The 19560-nt window shown below is 74.1% G+C and carries 15 protein-coding genes; 4 read left to right on the plus strand and 11 right to left on the minus strand.

Annotated elements, in window-relative coordinates; genetic code table 11:
- Window positions 1-75 precede the first annotated feature (75 nt).
- The gene (locus tag FRZ03_RS36410) at window positions 76-2694 is read left to right on the plus strand and encodes a glycosyltransferase family 1 protein (protein ID WP_146469341.1); all 2619 of its coding nucleotides are present in this window, start codon (window positions 76-78) and stop codon (window positions 2692-2694) included.
- Here the strand turns inward: FRZ03_RS36410 and FRZ03_RS36415 are convergent.
- The 9 genes from FRZ03_RS36415 to FRZ03_RS36460 form a co-directional block, all read right to left on the minus strand.
- On the minus strand, window positions 2691-3044 hold the full coding sequence (locus FRZ03_RS36415; RefSeq protein ID WP_146469342.1) for a hypothetical protein: 354 nt from the start codon (window positions 3042-3044) through the stop codon (window positions 2691-2693). The two genes, FRZ03_RS36410 and FRZ03_RS36415, sit on opposite strands and share 4 nt — an antisense overlap.
- Window positions 3041-3562, minus strand: coding sequence for a DUF1990 domain-containing protein (locus tag FRZ03_RS36420; protein ID WP_146469343.1), 522 nt, complete (start codon window positions 3560-3562; stop codon window positions 3041-3043). Before FRZ03_RS36420 ends, FRZ03_RS36415 begins: the two co-directional genes overlap by 4 nt.
- 72 nt (window positions 3563-3634) lie before the next feature.
- Window positions 3635-5290, minus strand: coding sequence for a M4 family metallopeptidase (locus FRZ03_RS36425; RefSeq protein WP_146469344.1), 1656 nt, complete (start codon window positions 5288-5290; stop codon window positions 3635-3637).
- Between the two features lie 351 nt (window positions 5291-5641).
- Window positions 5642-7405, minus strand: a complete 1764-nt coding sequence (locus tag FRZ03_RS36430) for an ABC transporter ATP-binding protein (protein ID WP_146469345.1) — start codon at window positions 7403-7405, stop codon at window positions 5642-5644.
- Window positions 7402-9552 (minus strand): ABC transporter transmembrane domain-containing protein, encoded by a 2151-nt coding sequence (locus FRZ03_RS40860; protein WP_261399492.1) that lies wholly within the window; start codon window positions 9550-9552, stop codon window positions 7402-7404. Before FRZ03_RS40860 ends, FRZ03_RS36430 begins: the two co-directional genes overlap by 4 nt.
- A gap of 111 nt (window positions 9553-9663) precedes the next feature.
- Entirely contained in the window at window positions 9664-10305 is a 642-nt protein-coding gene (locus FRZ03_RS36445) for a response regulator (protein WP_146469346.1), read from the minus strand.
- Window positions 10295-11545, minus strand: coding sequence for a sensor histidine kinase (locus FRZ03_RS36450; protein ID WP_146469347.1), 1251 nt, complete (start codon window positions 11543-11545; stop codon window positions 10295-10297). The genes FRZ03_RS36445 and FRZ03_RS36450 overlap by 11 nt, the downstream gene beginning before the upstream one ends.
- A gap of 25 nt (window positions 11546-11570) precedes the next feature.
- The gene (locus FRZ03_RS36455; protein WP_146469348.1) at window positions 11571-12305 is read right to left on the minus strand and encodes an ABC transporter permease; all 735 of its coding nucleotides are present in this window, start codon (window positions 12303-12305) and stop codon (window positions 11571-11573) included.
- Entirely contained in the window at window positions 12302-13210 is a 909-nt protein-coding gene (locus tag FRZ03_RS36460) for an ABC transporter ATP-binding protein (RefSeq protein WP_146469349.1), read from the minus strand. Before FRZ03_RS36460 ends, FRZ03_RS36455 begins: the two co-directional genes overlap by 4 nt.
- 195 nt (window positions 13211-13405) lie before the next feature.
- Here FRZ03_RS36460 and FRZ03_RS36465 point away from each other — a divergent pair, with 195 nt between their 5' ends.
- The 3 genes from FRZ03_RS36465 to FRZ03_RS36475 are packed head-to-tail and all read left to right on the plus strand — an operon-like array spanning window position 13406 to window position 17630.
- Entirely contained in the window at window positions 13406-15187 is a 1782-nt protein-coding gene (locus FRZ03_RS36465; RefSeq protein ID WP_146469350.1) for an ABC transporter ATP-binding protein, read from the plus strand.
- Window positions 15184-17025 carry an ABC transporter ATP-binding protein gene (locus FRZ03_RS36470; RefSeq protein ID WP_146469351.1) on the plus strand — a complete coding sequence of 614 codons (1842 nt, stop codon included), beginning with the start codon at window positions 15184-15186 and terminating at the stop codon, window positions 17023-17025. The genes FRZ03_RS36465 and FRZ03_RS36470 overlap by 4 nt, the downstream gene beginning before the upstream one ends.
- An 11-nt stretch (window positions 17026-17036) precedes the next feature.
- Window positions 17037-17630: a GNAT family N-acetyltransferase gene (locus FRZ03_RS36475; RefSeq protein WP_146469352.1), complete on the plus strand. Its 594-nt coding sequence runs from the start codon at window positions 17037-17039 to the stop codon at window positions 17628-17630.
- Here FRZ03_RS36475 and FRZ03_RS36480 read toward each other — a convergent pair.
- Both FRZ03_RS36480 and FRZ03_RS36485 read right to left on the minus strand, forming a co-directional pair.
- On the minus strand, window positions 17563-18810 hold the full coding sequence (locus FRZ03_RS36480) for a glycosyltransferase family 39 protein (protein ID WP_146469353.1): 1248 nt from the start codon (window positions 18808-18810) through the stop codon (window positions 17563-17565). The genes FRZ03_RS36475 and FRZ03_RS36480 overlap by 68 nt on opposite strands.
- Window positions 18807-19559, minus strand: a complete 753-nt coding sequence (locus FRZ03_RS36485) for a dolichyl-phosphate beta-glucosyltransferase (RefSeq protein WP_146469354.1) — start codon at window positions 19557-19559, stop codon at window positions 18807-18809. The genes FRZ03_RS36480 and FRZ03_RS36485 overlap by 4 nt, the downstream gene beginning before the upstream one ends.
- Between the last annotated feature and the right edge of the window lies 1 nt (window position 19560).

Below are 19560 nucleotides of genomic sequence, written 5' to 3' on the forward strand. Positions count from 1 at the left end.
ACCACTACCGTCGGGAGGGACGAACGAGACGTACTCCGCCGTACGTCTCATCCCGTAACGCGCCCGAGGTGGAATGTGAAGGCGATCCGTCGGTTCACCGTCCGTCCCGTTCTCCCCGAACCCCTCCGGCCGCTGAGCGACCTCGCGCACAACCTGCGCTGGTCCTGGCATGCGGAAACGCGCGATCTGTTCCAGTCCGTCGACCCCGCGGCATGGGCCGCGGCCGGCCGCGACCCGGTGCGGCTGCTGGGCCGGGTACGGCCCGCGCGGCTGGCCGAGCTGGCCGGGGACCGGCGGTTCCGGCGCCGGCTGAACGCGGCCGCCGACGACCTGGACGACTATCTGACCGGCGACCGCTGGTACCAGGCCCAGCCGGAAGGCCTGCCCGCCGCGGTGGCCTATTTCTCCCCGGAGTTCGGCATCACCGCCGCGCTGCCCCAGTACTCCGGCGGGCTCGGCATCCTCGCCGGCGACCATCTGAAGGCGGCCAGCGACCTCGGGGTGCCGCTGATCGGGGTCGGACTGCTCTACCGGCACGGCTACTTCCGGCAGACCCTGTCCCGCGACGGCTGGCAGCAGGAGCACTACCCGGTGCTCGACCCCAACGAACTGCCCCTCACCCAGCTGAAGGAGGCCGACGGCACCTGTGCGCGCATCTCCCTCGCGCTGCCCGGCGGCCGGGCCCTGCGCGCCCGGATCTGGCTGGCGCAGGTCGGCAGGGTGCCGCTGCTGCTGCTCGACTCCGACGTGGAGGAGAACGACCTCGGCGAACGCTCCGTCACCGACCGGCTCTACGGCGGCGGCAGCGAACACCGGCTGCTCCAGGAGATGCTGCTCGGCATAGGAGGGGTCCGCGCGGTGCGCGCGTACTGCCGGCTCACCGGGCACCCGGAGCCGGAGGTGTTCCACACCAACGAGGGGCACGCCGGCTTCCTCGGTCTGGAGCGGATCGCGGAACTGTGCGCCCGCGGGCTGGAGTTCGACGCGGCGCTGGAATCGGTACGCGGCGGCACGGTGTTCACCACGCACACCCCGGTGCCGGCCGGCATCGACCGCTTCGAACGGGAGCTGATCGCCCGGCACTTCGGTCCGGACGCCGAGCTGCCCGGGGTCGAGACGCAGCGCATCCTCGCGCTGGGCATGGAGACCTACCCGGGCGGCGAGCCGAACCTGTTCAACATGGCGGTGATGGGGCTGCGCCTCGCCCAGCGGGCCAACGGGGTGTCACTGCTGCACGGCCGGGTCAGCCGGGAGATGTTCGCCGGGCTGTGGCCGGGATTCGACGCCGAGGAGGTGCCGATCACCTCCGTGACCAACGGGGTGCACGCGCCCACCTGGGTGGCCCCCGAGGTGCTGCGGCTCGGCGCCCGGCAGATCGGTGCCCAGCGCGCCGAGGACGCGCTGGCCGTCGGCGGCTCCGAGCGCTGGGACGCGGTGGCGGACATCACGGACCAGGACATCTGGGAGCTGCGCCGCACCCTGCGCGAACAGCTGGTGCTGGAGGTGCGGGAGCGGCTGCGCGCCTCCTGGCGGCAGCGCGGCGCGGGCAACGCCGAACTGGGCTGGATCGACGGCGTGCTCGACCCGGACGTGCTGACGATCGGGTTCGCCCGGCGCGTGCCGTCGTACAAGCGCCTCACCCTGATGCTCCGCGACCGCGACCGGCTGCGGGCGCTGCTGCTGCATCCGGAGCGGCCGGTGCAGATCGTGGTGGCGGGCAAGGCGCACCCGGCCGATGACGGCGGCAAGCGCCTCGTCCAGGAGCTGGTCCGCTTCGCCGACGACCCGCGGGTGCGCCACCGCATCGTCTTCCTGCCCGACTACGGCATGGCGATGGCGCAGAAGCTGTACCCCGGCTGCGACGTCTGGCTGAACAACCCGCTGCGCCCGCTGGAGGCCTGCGGCACCTCCGGGATGAAGGCGGCGCTCAACGGCTGTCTGAACCTCTCGGTGCGGGACGGCTGGTGGGACGAGTGGTTCCGGCCGGACTTCGGCTGGGCCATCCCGACCGCCGACGGCACCGGCACGGACGCGGAGCGGCGCGACGACATCGAGGCGGCGGCCCTGTACGACCTGCTGGAACAGCGGATCACCCCGCGTTTCTACGAGCGCGGCCGGGGCGGGCTGCCGGACCGCTGGATCCAGATGGTCCGCCAGACCCTCGCCCTGCTCGGCCCCAAGGTGCTGGCCGGCCGCATGGTCCGCGAGTACGTCGACCGGCTCTACGCCCCGGCCGCCCGCTCCCACCGCGCGCTGACCCCGGACACCGCGCGGGAGCTGGCCGGGTGGAAGGCGCGGGTGCGGGAGGCCTGGCACGGGGTGAGCGTCGACCACGTGGAGACCACCGAGACCATGGCCACGGCCGAACTGGGCACGACGCTGGGCCTGCGGGTCCGGGTCGGCCTCGGCGGGCTGACCCCGGACGACGTGGAGGTGCAGGCGGTGTCCGGGCGGGTGGACGCGCAGGACCGCATCACCGACGCCACCGTCGTCCCGCTGAAGCCGGCCGGCACCCCCGACCTGGAGGGCCGCCTCCTCTACGAGGGCCCCCTCGCCCTCGACCGCACCGGCCCCTACGGCTACACGGTCCGCATCCTGCCCACCCACCGCCTGCTGGCCTCCGCCGCGGAACCGGGCCTGGTGGCCCTGCCGGCGGACGAACTGGTGGAGCACGAGGGGGTGTTGCTCCGCTAGTGGGCGGTCCACGGCGTGACCGGCCGCGCGAGGCCCGAGCAGTCGGCCCCGCCGGCCGGGTCCGGGGCGTACAGCCAGTAGGTGGTCGTCACCGTCGCGAGGGTCAGCAGCACGGCGGCCACCACGGACAGCAGCGCGAGTCCGCGGCGCTCGGACCGGGGCAGGCCGGCGAAGGCGGGCAGGGCGCCCAGGGCGCAGGCGAGAGCGGCCCAGGAGGTGAGGTACATCCGGGTGGAGGGGCCGACGTAGGCGCAGTCCCGGTAGATGTCGGCGCCGAAGGAGAGGTGCGCCGTCAGCAGGGCGGCCGACAGGAGCGTCAGCAGGGGGACCCGCAGGGCGCGCCGGATCACTCCTCCGTCAGCCCCTCGCACAGCCTGCGCAGGGCCGTGCCGCAGCGGCGGGCGTAGGCGTGCTGCAGGCCCCTGGTGGCGGGGCCGCCGGCCCTGGCGTACCACTTGGCCGGTTTGCTGAAGGCGGCGACGGTCAGCCAGACCGTGCCGTCGCCGGTGCGGTCGACCACGAAGGCCTCCTCGCCGCACTCGGGGTGGCCGTCGAGGGTGCCGTAGGCCCAGCCCGCGCGGCGCGGTTCCTCGGCGGTCCAGATGATCCGGCAGGGCGCCTTGACCAGGCCGGCCAGGGAGACCGTGACGTCCACGCCGGGGGCGGCGCGGTCGGCGGCGGCGGTGATGCCGACGCCTATCGCCCGGTGCATCTCCCAGGTGAGGACCGCCTCGGCGGCCCGGTCGAAGACCTTGGTGCCCTCGCCGAGGCGGGCGCGCACCCACAAGGGGCGGTAGCCGGGCGGGCAGAAGGTCAGGTCGTCGCGGGTCGCTCCGACCGGTTCGTAGCTGAAGGGTGCCGAGGACATGGGGCCCAAGGGTAAGGCGGCACCCGGAGGAGATCCGCTCCGGGTGCCGCCCTCTTCACAACCCTGGTCAGGTCAGCTGACGTTGACCGCCGACCAGGCCGCCGCCACCGCGTTGTACTCGGTGCTGCCGGAGCCGTACAGGGCGGCCGCCGCGGACAGCGTGCCCGTGCGGGCCGACTTGTAGTTGGTCGTCGACGTGAAGTACGTCGTCAGCGCCTTGTACCAGATCTGGAGCGCCTTGTCCCGGCCGATGCCGGTGACCGTGGAGCCGTTGTAGGTCGGGGAGTTGTACGACACCCCGTTGACCGTCTTCGCGCCGCTGCCCTCGGACAGCAGGTAGAAGAAGTGGTTGGCGACACCGGACGAGTAGTGGACGTCCAGGTTGCCGACGGAGGAGGACCAGTAGTCCGCCGAGCCGCCGTCCTTGCTGGGCTTGTCCATGTAGCGCAGCGGGGTGCCGTCGCCGTTGATGTTGATCTTCTCGCCGATGAGGTAGTCGCCCTTGTCGGTCGAGTTGTTGGCGTAGAACTCCACGCCGGTGCCGAAGATGTCCGAGGTGGCCTCGTTCAGGCCGCCGGACTCGCCGCTGTAGTTGAGGCCCGCGGTGTTGGAGGTGACACCGTGGCTCATCTCGTGGCCGGCCACGTCCAGCGCGGTCAGCGGGTGGGTGTTCCCGGAGCCGTCGCCGTACGTCATGCAGAAGCAGCTGTCGTCCCAGAACGCGTTCACGTACGAGCTGCCGTAGTGGACGCGGGAGTAGGCGCCGACGCCGTTGTTCTTGATGCCGTTGCGGCCGAAGGTGCTCTTGTAGAAGTCCCAGGTCTCCTGGGCGCCGTAGGCGGCGTCCGCGGCGGCCGTCTGGTCCGTCGTGGAGCTGGAGGCGGCACCGGTGCCCCACACGTTGTCGGCGTCGGTGAACAGCGTGCCGGTGCCGGACGTCTTGTGGGCCAGGTTGTAGGTCTTGTGGCCGCCCCGGGTGGCGTCGGTGAGCTGGTACGTCGAGCCCGACAGGGTGGTGTCGAGGCTGACGGTGCCGGAGTACAGGGTCTTGCCCGTGCCGGTCGCGTTCTCGATGCCCTGGTACTCGAAGAGCTTCTTGCCGGTGGCGGCGTCGGTGATGACGTGCAGCTGGTTCGGGGTGCCGTCGTCCTGGAGGCCGCCGACGACCGTCTCGTAGGCGAGGACGGGCGTGCCGGAGCCGGCCCAGATCACCTTGCGGGCGCCGTCCGCGGTGGACTGGGCGGAGCCGAGGGCCTTGGCGGCGGACACGGCCTGCTTCTCGGCCTTGGCCGGGGCGAGCTTGGGCGTGAGCGAGGCCACCTTGATGGTCGCCTTGTTCGCCTTGGTGACGCCCTCGGTCTTGCCGGCCTTGGACGTGTGGACGACCAGGTCGCCGCCGAGGACCGGCAGGCCCGCGTAGGTGCGCTCGTAGCGGGTGTGGACCGTGCCGTCGACGTCCTTGACGACGTCCTTGACGACCAGCTTCTCCTTGGCGCCGAGACCTATCTGCTGCGCGGTCTCGGGGGCGTCGGCCTGCGCCTGCTTGATCAGCGAGGTGTGGGCCGAGGCGGACAGCATCGCCGGGGCGGCGGCCGGCACCTTGGCGGCGGCCGGGGCGGGGGTGGCCGAGGCGCTCGTGGCCAGTCCGCCGGAGATCAGGGCTCCGGCGGCGACGGCGGTGGCGATGGCGAGGGTGGTGCGCTTGTGACGCGCGTAGAGGGGGCTCACGCAAGCTCCTTCTCGTGGGGGAGACCGGTCAGCGTGGGGTTACTGGCCGGGAAGTGTTTCGCTGTGAAGCTGCTGTGCTGCTTGCGGCGTGGAGAGAGAGTGACATCAAGGACGCGTACATGTCATGGCCCTGAAGTGATGTTGGCTGGAAGTCGACTGCCCGGTAAACGTTGCGGGCGTGTGAACGGGGGCCTCCCGGAGGAGTCGAGTCCCCAAGTGACCTTGAATTACCTGGGCTTTGGGGAATGGTTCACAGGAACGTCAGGTTCCGGTCGCCCCGCGCGCCTATGCCGTGCGTGGCTGAAATCATCCCCCGGGAACTTCCCCCTGGTTGGCCGATTCGCCCACCGGTCATGGCCGGACGGCGCCCCCGTGCCACGTCCGCCACAGCGCCGCGTAGGCGCCGCCGGCCGCCACCAGCTCCTCGTGCGTGCCCAGTTCGGTCAACCGGCCCCGCTCCATCACCGCCACCCGGTCCGCGTCATGGGCGGTGTGCAGGCGGTGGGCGACGGCGATGACGGTACGGCCGCGCAGCACGGCGGCGAGGGCGCGCTCGGTGTGCCGGGCCGTCGCCGGGTCCAGCAGCGCGGTCGCCTCGTCCAGGATCAGGGTGTGCGGGTTTGCCAGCACCACGCGGGCCAGGGCCAGTTGCTGCGCCTGGGAGCCGTCGGTCGGGTGGCCCCCGGCGCCGAGACGGGTGTCGAGCCCGTCGGGCAGCTCGCCGACCCAGCCGTCGGCGCCCACGGCCACCAGCGCCGCCCACAACCGCTCGTCCGTGGCGTCCGGTTCGGCGATGCGCAGATTGTCCCGGACCGTGCCCAGGAAGACATGGTGCTCCTGGGTGACGAGGACGACCTGGCGGCGCAGCAGCTCCGGGGAGAGCCCGGCGACCGGCACCCCGCCCACCGTCACCGTGCCGGTCCCGGGCCGGTCGACGCCCGCGATCAGCCGGCTCAGTGTGGTCTTCCCGGCCCCCGAGGGGCCCACCACGGCGAGGCGTTCACCGGGGCGCACGTCCAGGTCCACGCCGCTCAGCACCTCGTCGCCGTGCTCGTAGGCGTACCCCACGCCGCGCACCTCGATCCGGTCGTCGGCGGGCTCCGCGCCGTCGCCGTCCGCCGCCGGGCCGGCCGCCGGGGCCAGCCCCTCCACCCGGGCGAAGGAGGCACCGCTGGACTGCAGCTGCTCCACCCGCATCAGGATCTGGTCCAACGGCTCCACCAGCTGGCGCAGATAGAGCGCCGCCGCCACCACCGCGCCGACCCCGACCGCGCCCCGCGTGTACAGCCAGCCGCCGAGCAGCAGCACGCCGACCGACGGGACGGTGTACGTCGTCTCGACCGCCGGGAAGAACACCGTGCGCAGGAACAGCGTGTACAGGCGGGCCCGCCGGGACCGTTCGAGGGTGTCCCGGCTCGCGGCGATCCGCCGCCCCGCGAGACCGAACGCCTCGACGGTGCGGGCGCCTTCCGCCGTCGTCGCGATGATCTCGGCGACCGCGGAACCGGCCGCGCCCTCGGCGAGGTAACCGTCCCGGGCGCGCCGCAGGTACCAGCGCAGCACCAGCCAGATCGGGGTCAGCCCGAGCACCCCGAACGCGCCGAGCAGCGGATCGAGCGCGAACACCGCGCCCAGCACGAACAGCCCCTGCACGGTGTTCACCAGCAGCTCCGGGCCCACGTCCCGCAGCGTGGTGCCGACGGTCGTCACATCGGCCGTGCCGCGCGCGGTCAGATCCCCGGTGCCGGCCCGTTCCACCACCGCGGAGGGCAGCGCCAGCACCCGGTCGACGTACCCCTCGCGCACCCGCGCCAGCGTCCGCTCCCCGAACCGGTAGCCCGCCAGGCGCGCCCAGCGGGCCAGCACCAGCTGGGCCAGCGCGCACAGCAGGATCCACAGGGCCAGCCGGTCCACCGCGCCCACCCCGCGCCCGGCCCGCACCTCGTCGACGATCCGGCCGACCAGCCACGGCCCGGCGAGCCCCGCCGCCGCGGCGAGCACGTTCAGCAGCAACGTCCCGGCGAACGCCCCCCGATCGGCCCGTACCAGCCGCGCCACCGCCCGCCGCACCTCCACCCGCCCGGCGACCGGCAGCAGCGTCTCGTCCGTGGTCATGGGGCGGTTCCCTCCGTGCCGGTGATGCCGGTGTCGCGGGCCACCAGGGCCCGGTAGCGCGGTTCTTCGGCCAGCAGCCGCCGGTGCGGGCCGCTCGCGACGACCTTGCCGTCGGCCAGGAACACCACGGTGTCCGCCTGGTCGAGTACGAGTGGGGAGGTACTGGTGACCAGGGTGGTACGGCCGTCCCGGGCCGCGCGCAGCCGCCCGGCCGCCGTCGCCTCCGTGTGCGCGTCCAGCGCGGAGGTCGGCTCGACGGCCAGCAGCACCTCGGGGTCGGCCAGCAGTGCCCGCACCAGCCGCAACCGCTGCCGCTGCCCACCGGACAGACTGCGGCCCTGCCCGGAGACCACCGAGTCCAGCCCCTCGGGCAACCCGCGCACGACATCCTCCGCGGCAGCCGCGTACACCGCCCGGCGCAGGGCGTCCTCATCCCGCGGGCGTTCGCCGCGCGTCGCCTCCGACGGCGCGTCGGCCAGAACCGGCCGGCCGGTGGCCTGTGCCCGAGCGGCCCCGCCGGCCGGGGCCCCGGCGGTCGCCGCGCCGACGGCCGGGGCTCCGGCGGTCGCCGCGCCGTGTGGGGCGTTCCCGCCGGGCGGGTCCTGGGCGGTCGCCGCCCGGTGAGGGGGGTGCCCGCCGGGTGTGCGGTCGGCGGTCACCGCCCGGTGGGGCACGTCCCCGCCCGGCGTGCCCTCGGCGGTCGTCTCCGGGCGTGGCGTGCCGGCTCCGGCCGTGTCCTCGGCGGGCACCTTCTCCCGTGGGGCGTTCCGGCCGGGCCGGGTTTCGGCGGTCGCCGCCTTGCGGGGTGCGGTCCCGCCCGGCCGGTGCTCAGGGGGCGCCTCCTCGCAGGGCCCGTCCCCGGCAGGCAGGCGTCCCGTGGCGACCATCTCCCGCAGTGGGCCGGCGAAGAGGTAGGCCTCGTGGTCCGCGACCAGGATGCGGTGGCGTACGTCGGCCAGGGGGACCGCGTCCAGTCGTACCCCGCCCCACGTGGCGTCGGTCGGGCCGTAGCGGCCGAGCCGGTCGACGACGGCGGTGGCGTCGGCGGGGCGGGCGGCGGCCAGCGCGGTCAGCCTGCCCGGTGCCAGCCGCAGCCCCGAGGCGGGGTCGTACAGTTCGGCCGGTCCCTCGGGCGCGGCCAGCGTGCCCTCGTCCGGTTCCGGCGTCAGCCGCAGCAGCCGGACCACACGGCGCGCGGCGACCACGCCCCGGTTGAGGTCGTAGGCCATCTCCACGAAGAACGTCACCGGCCCCACCAGCACCGCGACATAGCCGTACACCGCGACCAACTGGCCGACGCTCAGCTCGCCCTGGGCCGTCATCCGGGCCGCCAGCCAGGCGACGACGGCGAGGAACAGGGTGGGCAGGCCCACGGCGAGCGCCTGCATCCAGCTGGCCACCGCGCCCACCCGGTAGCCCTGGTCCAGCAGCCGTCGCGAGTCCGCGCGGAAGGCGTCCGCGAACAGCCCCTTGCCGCCGAGGCCCCCCAGCACCCGCAGTCCGCCCGCGAGATCGGCGATCCGGGCGGTGAGCACCGCCTGCCGCTCCCGGTACTCGCTCTCCACGCCCTGCAACCTGCGGGTGAGCGGACCGGTGACCAGCGCCAGCACCGGCAGACCGAGCAGCACCACCAGGGCGAGCCGCGGGGACACCGTCACCAGCAGCCCGGCCACCACCCCGTAGAACACCAGCGAGCCGACGCCCGGCCCGACCATGGTCAGCGCGTCCGAAACGGACTTCACGTCGCCGACGCCGATCGTCACCACCTCGCCGGCCCCGGTCCGGCCGGGCAGCGCGGCGCCCAGCCGCACCACATGCCCCACGACCACCTTCGCCGTACGGAAACCGGCGTCCATGCGCAGCCGGGTCATCGTCCGGTGCCGCAGGATGCTCAGCCAGGCGGTCACCGCCCCCACCACGAACATCGCCCCGGTCCACCCGGCCAGCACCCCCAGCCGCCCGGGCACCAGCCCGCCGTCCACGGCCCGCTGCATCAGGTACGGCTGCGCGGCCAGCAGCGCCATCCAAACGATGCCGAGAACGGCCGCGGCCGCCGCCCGCCCCCGCTGCCGCGCCACCAGCCACCACAGGTACCACCAGCCACCGCGCGTCTCGGGCGTCCCCGGATCCTCGTACGCGTCGACCATCCGACCCCCGCTCAGCTCCGACTTTCCGGGAGCATCGACGGTAGTGGGAGCGGCGGCCACGGCTCCATCGAATAAGGCGCGGCGCGGCCGGCCTGATCCAAACGAGAGGCCCTAGCCGAGGATTCCCCGGTCGTACGCCACCGCCACCGCCGCCGCGCGGTCGTTGACGCCCAGCTTGGCGTACAGGTGGGTGAGGTGGGTCTTGACCGTGGCCTCGCTGATGAAGAGCTCGCGGGCGATCTCGCGGTTCGCGGTGCCCTTGGCGACCAGGGCGAGGACCTCGCGCTCGCGGGCGGACAGCGGCTCGTTGCCGGGCGCGGGGGCGCGGACCGCCCGCACCAGCCGGGAGGCGACGGCGGGGGAGAGCACGGTGCGGCCCTCGGCGGCGGCGCGCACCGCGGTGAACAGCTCGTCGCGCGGGGCGTCCTTGAGGAGGTAGCCGGTGGCGCCCGCCTCGATCGCCGGGAGGGTGTCGGAGTCGGTGTCGTACGTGGTGAGGACCAGCACCTTGGCGCGGGCGCCGCGCCGGGTCAGCTCGCGGATCGCGGCCACGCCGGAGCCGCCCGGCATGCGCAGGTCCATCAGGACGACGTCCGGGTCGAGTTCCGCCGCCCGGGCCACCCCCTCCGGTCCGCTCGCGGCCTCGCCGAGCACCCGGAAGCCGGGCGCGGACTCGAACATGCCGCGCAGCCCGTCGCGGACCACCGGATGGTCGTCGACGATCAGCAGCGTGATCAGGGATTCAGTGGTCATCGCGGACCAACGGTACGCGAGCCGACACCGCCGTGCCGTGCCCCGGTTCGGACTCCACCGTGAGCGTGCCCGCGATCCGCTCGGCGCGCGCCCGCATGCCGGCCAGGCCGAAGCCGCCGGCCCGGGTGCGGGCGGGGACGGCGGCCGGGTCGAAGCCGGTGCCGTCGTCGCGGATGTCGAGGCTGACCTCCTCGCCCATGAAGGAGAGGGTGAGGCCGAGACGGCTCGCGCGGGCGTGCCGGGCCGCGTTGGACAGGGCCTCCTGGGCTATCCGCAGCAGCGTCGCCGAGATCTCCTCGTGCAGCGGCTCGGCGGTGCCGGTGACGGTGAACTCCGCCCGCGCACCGGTGCGTTCGCCCCACTCGGCGACCGTCTTCTCCAGCGCCTCGGGCAGTCCGGCGGCGGCCAGCTCCACCGGGGCCAGATTGTGCACCGAGCGCCGGGCCTCGCCCAGACTGTGCCGGGCGAGCGCGGAGGCGCGCTCCAGATGGGTCCGGGCGGTCGCCAGGTCCGGCGCGTTCGCCACCACCTGGAGCTGGGCGATGATCCCGGTCAGGCCCTGCGCGATGGTGTCGTGGATCTCGGCGGCGAGCCGGCGCCGCTCGTCCGCGACGCCCGCCTCCCGGGCCTGCACCAGCAACTGGGCGTGCAGGGCCGCGTTCTCGTCCAGCGCCTGCTGCAACGCCGCGTTGGTGCGCTCCAGCTCGCCGATGGTGTCGGCCTGCACCACGGCGTGCTCCTGCTCCTGCTGGGCGTACCGGGTGAACACGCTGACCATGCCCATGTTGACGGCGAGAACGAGGAGGAAGCCGAGCCACAGGAGCAGCCCGTGCGGCGGCCAGCCGCCGATCTCGCTGCCGGACATGGTGACGGCGGTCAGGAACAGACCGGGCAGCACCAGGCGGCGGGGCAGGTCGAGGCCGGCGGTGTAGTAGCCGGTCACCGCGTAGAAGGCGAAGAACGGGTTGGCCCAGGTCAGCAGGAAGCCGATGGCCCAGCGCAGGGCGTACAGGCACACGCCCGTCCGGCTCGGGCCCGGCCGCCTGCGCCTCACCCACGCCCAGCACCCCTGGAGCACGACGGCCGCGGGCACCAGCACCGCCGCCGCGGTCATCCCGGTGCGGTCCATGCCGGTGACCCGGGCGGACATGGCCGCCGCGACGACGCTGACGCCCAGCAGCGCCCAGGGCCCCCACTTGTTGAAGGAGCCCCGGGACTGCTGTCGGGCGGTGTTCGTCATGTCCACAGTGTCGGCCACCCCACGCTCACTCCCAGCGGAACCAGCGGGCCGCGGCCGCCGTCAGCAGCACCGCCCAGGCCCCGAGCACACCGAGGTGCCCCCAGCCGGGCCAGTCCCCGGCCGCCGCCTCGCCCAGCGCGCGGGCCGCCGCCCCGAACGGCGTCAGCTGCACCACGCGCGCCAGCGTGTGCGGCATCTCCTGCACCGGCAGCCACACACCCGCGCAGAACATCATCGGGAAGAACACCGCCGTGCCGATCGCCCCCGCGGTCTTCGTGGTCCGGGACAGCGCCGAGACGACGGAGCCGAGGGCGAGCGCCGACGCGGTGGCCGCCAGCAGCGCCAGCAGGTACCCGGCCGGCTGGGCGGGCAGCCGCACGTCGAAGGCGAGCCGGCCGACGGTCAGCACGAGCAGTGCCGAGGCCAGCGCCACCGTGCCCGTCATGACCATCTGCGCGGTCAGCAGCGCCGAGGGCCGTACCGGGGTGAGCCGCATCCGGCGCAGGATGCCCCGCTCCCGGTGGCCGGTCAGGACCTGGGGCAGCGACTGCACCCCGGACATGATCAGGGCGATCAGCACCGCGATGGGTACGTAGGCGTCGACCGGCCGCAGCCCGCCCAGGGACTCGTCCGCCTCCCGGAAGGAGGGGATCGAGCCGAGGATCACCAGCAGCAGCGTCGGGAACAGGAAGATCCAGAACACGGCGCCGGGCTCCCGGCGGAACAGCCGGAACTCCGTGCGCAGGACGGCGGTGTTCATGCCGTGGCCTCCCGGGTCAGGTCGAGGAACGCGTCGTCGAGCGTGGCGTCGGTGACGCGCAGCTCGTGGGCGGTGACGTGGTGGCGGGCGAGCAGGGTGATCACCGCGTTCACGGTCTCGTCCGTGCCCGAGAGGGTGATCCGGCCGTCCTTGCGGGCGATCGAGGCGACGGCCGGCAGCGCGGCGAGGTCGTGGTCGTCCAGCGGGACCGACGGGGTGAAGCTGATGACGGTGGCGCCCGCCGAGCGGCGGATGAGCCCGGCCGGGGTGTCCAGCGCCGCGATCCGCCCCTTGTCGAGGACCGCGATCCGGTCGCACAGCCGCTGCGCCTCCTCCATGAAGTGGGTGACGAGCAGCACGGTGACCCCGCTCGCGCGGACGTCCTCGACCAGCCGCCAGGTGTCCCGGCGGGCGCGCGGGTCGAGGCCGGTGGTCAGCTCGTCCAGCACGACGACCCGCGGGTTCCCGATGAGCGCCAGCGCGATGAACAGGCGCTGGCGCTGCCCGCCGGACAGCTTGGCGAACCGGGCGCCGAGCCTGGCGGTGAGCCCGAGGCGTTCGGCGAGCGGCCGCCAGTCGGCCGGGTCCGGGTAGAAGGACGCGTACAGCTCCAGCGCCTCGCGCACGGTCAGCTTCGGTTGCAGCTCGCTCTGCTGGAGCTGCGCGCCGAGCACGCGGGCGACCCGCTCGTGGTCCGCCACGGGATCGAGCCCGGTGACCCGGACCCGGCCGGCGTCGGGCTCCCGCAGCCCCTCCACGCACTCGACGGTGGTGGTCTTGCCCGCGCCGTTCGGGCCGAGGATCCCGAAGATCTCGCCCTCCTCGACGGCGAAGGAGACCCCGTCGACCACGGCGCGGCCGGCGTACGACTTGCGCAGATCGGTGACTTCGATGACGGATGGCATGCTCCGAGGCTCGCGCGCGGCCCGCGTGCGCGGCATCGGCCGGCCCGCTCGAACCGGCATCGGCCGATCGGATGATGCGGCCTACGACCCCTCGGACCAGGCCGGGGCCCGGCGGGGTCGTAGGACCGGCGACCGAGCCGGGTCCGGCCAAAACTCGGTGGGCGAGGCCGGGGCCGGTCCGTACGCTCGCCTGTGATGCCCACGACACGTTCCACCACCCAGGACCGCTCCGCCGTACGCTCCCTGCTGCGGCTGTGGCCGTATGTGCGCCCCGTCCGCGCCCGGCTGTTCACGGCCGCCTTCGTGGCGGTCGTCGCCTCCTGTACGGGGCTGGTGATCCCGCTCGTCCTCAAGTGGATGGTGGACGGCCCGGTGGCCGACCGGGACCCGGCCGGGGTCTGGCTCGGCGCGCTGTACCTCCTGCTCCTCGGGATCGCCGAGGCCGTGCTGTTCGGCGTACGGCGCTGGCTGGTGGCCCGGCCGCTGTCGCGCGTCGAGGCGGAGATGCGGTCCTCGCTCTACCGGCACCTGCAACGGCTGCCGGTCGCCTTCCACGACCGCTGGGCCTCCGGTCAGTTGCTGTCGCGCGGCACCACCGACCTGATGCTGCTGCGCATGTTCCTCGCCTTCCCGCTGACCTTCCTGCTGGTCAACGGCGTGACGATCCTCGTCGGCGTGGCCATCATGCTCGCCCAGGACTGGGTGCTCGGGCTGGTCGTGCTCGGGCCCGCGGTCCCGGTGCTGTGGACGTGCGTGGTCTTCGAGGGGCGGTACGCACGGGCGGCGCGGCGGGCGCAGGACCAGGTGGGCGACCTGACCACGCTGGTCGAGGAGAGCGTCCTCGGCATCCGCATCGTCAAGGGGTTCGGCCGGCACCGCGCCCAGGCGCGGGCGTTCTCCGGCCTCTCCGCCGAGCTGCGCGGGACCGAGCTGCACAAGGCGCGGCTGCTCGCGACGATCTGGGCGGTCATCGTCACCCTGCCGGAGCTGGCGATCGGGGCGGCGCTGGTGCTGGGCGTGGTCCGGGTCGCCGACGGGGGGCTGTCGGCCGGGACGCTGGTGGCCTTCCTCAGCACGGCGCTCGCGCTGCGCTGGCCGGTCGACTCCATCGGGTTCCTGCTGGCGATGAGCCAGGAGGCGGCGACCGCGACGGAGCGGTACTTCGAGGCGATGGACGAGGCGCCCGAGGCGGAGTCGGCCACGGGCCGGGCCGCCGGTCCCGGCGCGCCGGGCGACGGGCTGCGCTTCGAGGGCGTCCGGTTCCGCTACCCCGACGCGCCCCCCGGTTCACCGCCCCTGCTCGACCACATCGACCTGCACATCCGCCCCGGCGAGTCCATGGCCCTGGTCGGCGCCACCGGCAGCGGCAAGACCACGCTCACCTCCCTCGTCCCCCGGCTGCACGAGATCACCTCGGGCCGCATCACCCTCAACGGCGTCGACATCACCGCGATGTCCCGCGCGGAGCTGCGCGAGAAGGTCGCCGTGGCCTTCGAGGAGCCGACCCTGTTCTCCGCGACCGTCGGCGAGAACGTCCTGATGGGCGCCCCGGAGGGCACCGGCGAGGCCGAACTCGACCGCGCCCTCGCCATCGCGCAGGCCGACTTCGCGCACGCCCTCCCGCAGGGCACCGGCACCCGGGTGGGCGAGCAGGGGCTGAGCCTGTCCGGCGGCCAGCGCCAGCGGCTCGCGCTGGCCCGCGCGGTCGTCGGCCGGCCGGAGTTCCTGGTGCTGGACGACCCCCTGTCCGCGCTGGACGTGCACACGGAGGCCGCCGTGGAGGCCGCGCTGCGCCGGGTGCTGGCCGACACCACCGCGCTGATCGTGGCCCACCGCCCCTCCACCGTGCTGCTCGCCGACCGGGTCGCCCTGCTGTCCGGCGGCCGGATCGCCGCCGTCGGCACCCACCAGGAACTGCTGCGCGGCAACGCCGAGTACGCCCACCTCATGTCCGGGGAACAGGAGGACTCCCGTTGACCGCCACCGCCCCCACGAGCACCACCGAACCCCCCGAAGGGAAGGAGGGCGACCCGTTCGACCGGGACGTCCTGCCCACCCCGCCCGGTGCCACGGCCGCCCTGCTGCGCTCCCTGCTGGCGCCGATGAAGGCCCGCGTGGCCCTCACCACCACCCTGCTGCTGCTCCAGCAGGCGGCCGTGCAGGCGGGCCCGCTGCTGGTGGCGTACGCCATCGACCGGGCCGTGCCGGCGTTCCGGGACCACCGGCACGGGCCGCTGATCGCGGTCGGCGCCGGCTATCTGCTGTGCGCCCTGGTCTCCGGCGGGCTCCAGTTCGCGTTCATCCGGGAGTCGGCGCGGGTCAGCCAGGACGTGCTGCTCGACCTGCGGGGGCGGATCTTCCGGCACGCGCAGGCGCTGAGCATCGACTTCCACGAGCGGTACACCTCCGGGCGGCTGATCTCCCGCTCCACCACGGACGTCGAGGCCCTGCGCGAACTCCTGGAGGAGGGGCTCCAGGAACTGGTGACGGTCGTGCTGTCGTTCGTCTACATCGCGGCCATGCTGCTCTGGCTGGACCTCGGGCTCGGCGCCGTCGCGGTGGCCTCCTTCGTGCCGCTGTACTTCCTGGTCCGGCTCTACCAGCGGCGCGCCGGGCGGGTGTTCCGGACGCGGTCCACGGCGATCGCCGCGGTGATCGTGAAGTTCGTGGAGACGATGAACGGCATCCGGCCGGTGCGCGCGTTCCGCCGGGAGGCGGCCAACGACGCCGAGTTCGCGGCGCTCAACCGCCGGCACGAGAGGGCCAACGGCGACTCGCTGCTGGAGATGGCCCGCTATGTGGTGGGCTCCCGGCTGGTGGCCAACACGGCCGTCGCCGGGATCGTGCTCTGGGGCGCCTACCGGGTGGCGGACGGCACGCTGGAGCTGGGTGTGCTGGCGGCGGCGGTGCTGTACCTGCGCCGGCTGTACGACCCGATCGACCGGCTCGGGATGTTCCTGAACTCCTACCAGTCGGCCGCCGCCTCCCTGGAGAAGATCGCGGGCCTGCTGGCGCAGACGCCGTCGGTGCCCGAGCCCCGTTCGCCGCGTGAACTGCCGCCCGCCGCACGGGACTTCCCGGGCCGGGAGGTGGTCTTCGAGGGGGTCCGCTTCGCCTACCGCACCGGCGGCGAGGTGCTGCCCCGCTTCGACCTGACCCTCCCGGCCGGGCAGACGGTCGCGGTCGTCGGTTCCACGGGCGCGGGCAAGTCCACGCTGGCCAAGCTGCTCGCCCGCTTCTACGACCCCACCGACGGGCGGGTGCTGCTGGACGGGGTGGACCTGCGCGACCTGCCCACGGCCGAGCTGCGGCGCGGGGTGGTGATGGTGACCCAGGAGGCGTTCCTGTTCTCCGGCACGGTCGCCGACAACATCGCGATCGGCCGGCCGGACGCCGGCCGGGCGGAGATCGAGCGGGCCGCGAAGGTGATCGGCGCCCACGAGTTCATCAGCGCCCTGCCCGACGGCTACGACACCGACGTCCGCAAGCGCGGCGGCCGGATCTCCGCGGGCCAGCGCCAACTGGTCGCGTTCGCCCGCGCGTTGCTCGCCGACCCGGCCGTCCTCATCCTGGACGAGGCCACCAGCTCCCTCGACGTCCCCGGCGAACGGGCCGTCCAGCGGGCGATGTCCACGGTGCTGCGCGGCCGCACCGCCGTGGTCATCGCGCACCGCCTGTCCACCGTCGAGATCGCCGACCGCGTCCTGGTGATGGCCGACGGCCGCGTCGTCGAGGACGGCCGGCCCGCCGACCTCATCGCCGGCACGGGCAGGTTCGCCGACCTCCACAAGGCCTGGCGGGACAGCCTGGCATGAAAGGGGCACCCATGACCGACGTTCCCGCCTGGCCGCGTGCCACGCCCGTCCTGACGCCCCGGCTGCGCCTGGAACCCCTGCGGGTCCAGCACGCCCCGGAGGCCGTCACCGTCCTCGACGACGTACGACTGCACGCGTGGACCGGCGGGTCCCCGTGCACCCTCGAAGAGCTGGAGGCCAGGTACCGGCGGCAGGCGGCCGGGCGGTCGCCGGACGGCCGGCACGGCTGGCTGAACTGGATGCTGCGGCGGCTCGCCGACGGGCGGCTCGTCGGCACCGTCCAGGCCACCCTCTCCCGCCCGGAACGCGGCGGCCTGGAGGCCGAACTCGCCTGGGTGATCGGCGTCGCCCACCAGGGCCGGGGCTACGGCGGCGAAGCGGCCCTCGCCATGGCCGGCCGGCTGCGCGATGACGGGGTGGACGTACTGACCGCCCACATCCACCCCGGGCACCGGGCGTCCGCGGGCATCGCCCGGGCGCTCGGGCTGCGCGCGACGGACCGGGTGGACGAGGGCGAGGTGCTGTGGCGGGGCCCGGTCACGGCACTCCCAGCTCGAACAGCGCGTACCCCGCGTACGAGCCGGAGGCCAGGGCCGCCACCGTGAGCAGGGTGCACAGCACGGGCAGGGACAGCCGGCGCAGGGCCGCGGCGAGCGGCAGGAACAGCGGGAAGCAGGGCAGCAAATAGCGCGAGACGTTGGCGAAGATCTGCTGGCTGCCGAGGACCAGCGCGAGGGTGAGCACGGTGTACACGACCAGCACCGCCGGCGGGCGCAGCCGCAGCAGCAGCGGGAGCAGCGCGAAGGCGAGCACCACGACGGCGACCCCGATCATGTCCGCGAACGGGTACGCGAAGAGATAGCCGCCGAAGTGGCCCACCGGCACCGAGGTCAGCACGTCCAGGGTCTGGCTGCCGAAGTCGAAGCGGTGCGCCCACGCGCCCGACTGGAGCCTGAAGTAGCCGCCGAGGTCGCCCATCCGGTCGCCGACCCACAGCAGATAGCCGAGCAGCCCGAGCGGGGCGACGGCCAGGGCGAGCAGCGGGCGCAGCACCCCGTCCTCGTCCTCGCGGCGGCGCAGCGCCAGCAGCGCGGCCACGGCGAGCGCGGCGATCAGCGCGCCGGCCGTGGGCCGGTTGAGGCCGGCCGCGAAGGTGAGCACCCCGGCGGTGAGCCAGCGCCGGGTCAGCACGGCGTGGCAGGCCCAGGCGGCCAGGGCCACGTAGAGGGAGTCGGAGTAGACCGCCCACTCCACGCCCGAGCCCGGCCACACCGCCCACAGCCCGGCCGCCGCCAGCCCGGCGCGCCGGCCGCCGAAGCGCTCCGCCACCGCGCAGACGCCGAGCGCCGCGGCGAAGGACGCGAGGACCGACACCAGCATCCCGGCGCCGTACGAGCCGAGTCCGGTCACCGCGGAGGTCAGCCGCATCAGCGCCGGGTACAGCGGGAAGAACGCCGCCGAGTTGCCCTCCAGCGTGATCAGACCGGTGGCGCCGGGCACCGGGACCAGCTTCGGGTCGTAGCCGTGCAGCGCGATCTGCTGGTACCACCAGCCGTCCCAGGTGGCCAGCACGTCCCAGGCGTGCGCGCCGCCGCCGAACCGGGGGTCCTTGCCGCGGTAGTCCCCGGCGGAGGACAGCAGATACAGGAACGAGCAGAAACCGGTCAGCTTCAGCGCCCCGAACAGGGCGAGCACCGGGCCGTGCCGGCGGGCCGCCGCCCGGAGCCGGGAGCCGGGCCCGGTGACCGGGGCGAGGGGCCGCGGGCGCGGCAGGATCGCGGTCATACCGCCGTACCCGGCCGGCGGCCGGCAGTGGCCAGGGTGCGCCGCATCCGGACGATCCCGCGCAGGTCGGCCAGCGCGGTGGCGAGGATGTCGACGCTGCTGTCCGGGTCGTCCACCCAGTCCACCGGCACCTCGTGGATCCTGAGCCCGGCCCGCTCGGCGAGCACCAGCAGCTCGGTGTCGAAGAACCACTCCCCGTCCCGCACCAGCGGCAGCAGCCGCTCGGCGGCCTCGCGCCGCAGCGCCTTGAACCCGCACTGCGCGTCCGAGAAGCCGACGGCGAGCGTGCAGCGCAGCAGCGTGTTGTAACAGCGGGAGATGATCTCGCGCTTGGGCCCGCGCACCACCCGCGCGCCGCTCGCCAGCCGGGTGCCGATGGCCAGGTCCGAGTGGCCCGATATCAGCGGGGCGACCAGCGGCAGCAGCGCGGTCAGACCGGTGGACAGATCCACGTCCAGATACGCGAGCACGGGCGCCCGCGAGCTGGACCAGGCCGCCCGCAGCGCCCGCCCGCGCCCCTTCTCCGGCAGCCGCAGCGAGGTCACCTCCGCCAGGTCGGAGGCCAGCCGGGCGGCGATGAGCGGGGTGCGGTCGGTGCTCGCGTTGTCGGCGATCGTGATCCGGTAGGGGTACGGGAACGTGTCCCGCAGGTGCGCGTGCAGCCTGCGGACGTTCGGCTCCAGGTCCTTCTCCTCGTTGAACACCGGTACGGCCATGTCCAGTACGGGCTCGTCCCGGTGCGTGGGCAGG

This window comes from Streptomyces misionensis, from assembly GCF_007896895.1.
In the GTDB taxonomy this organism is placed as follows: Bacteria; Actinomycetota; Actinomycetes; order Streptomycetales; family Streptomycetaceae; genus Streptomyces; species Streptomyces misionensis_A.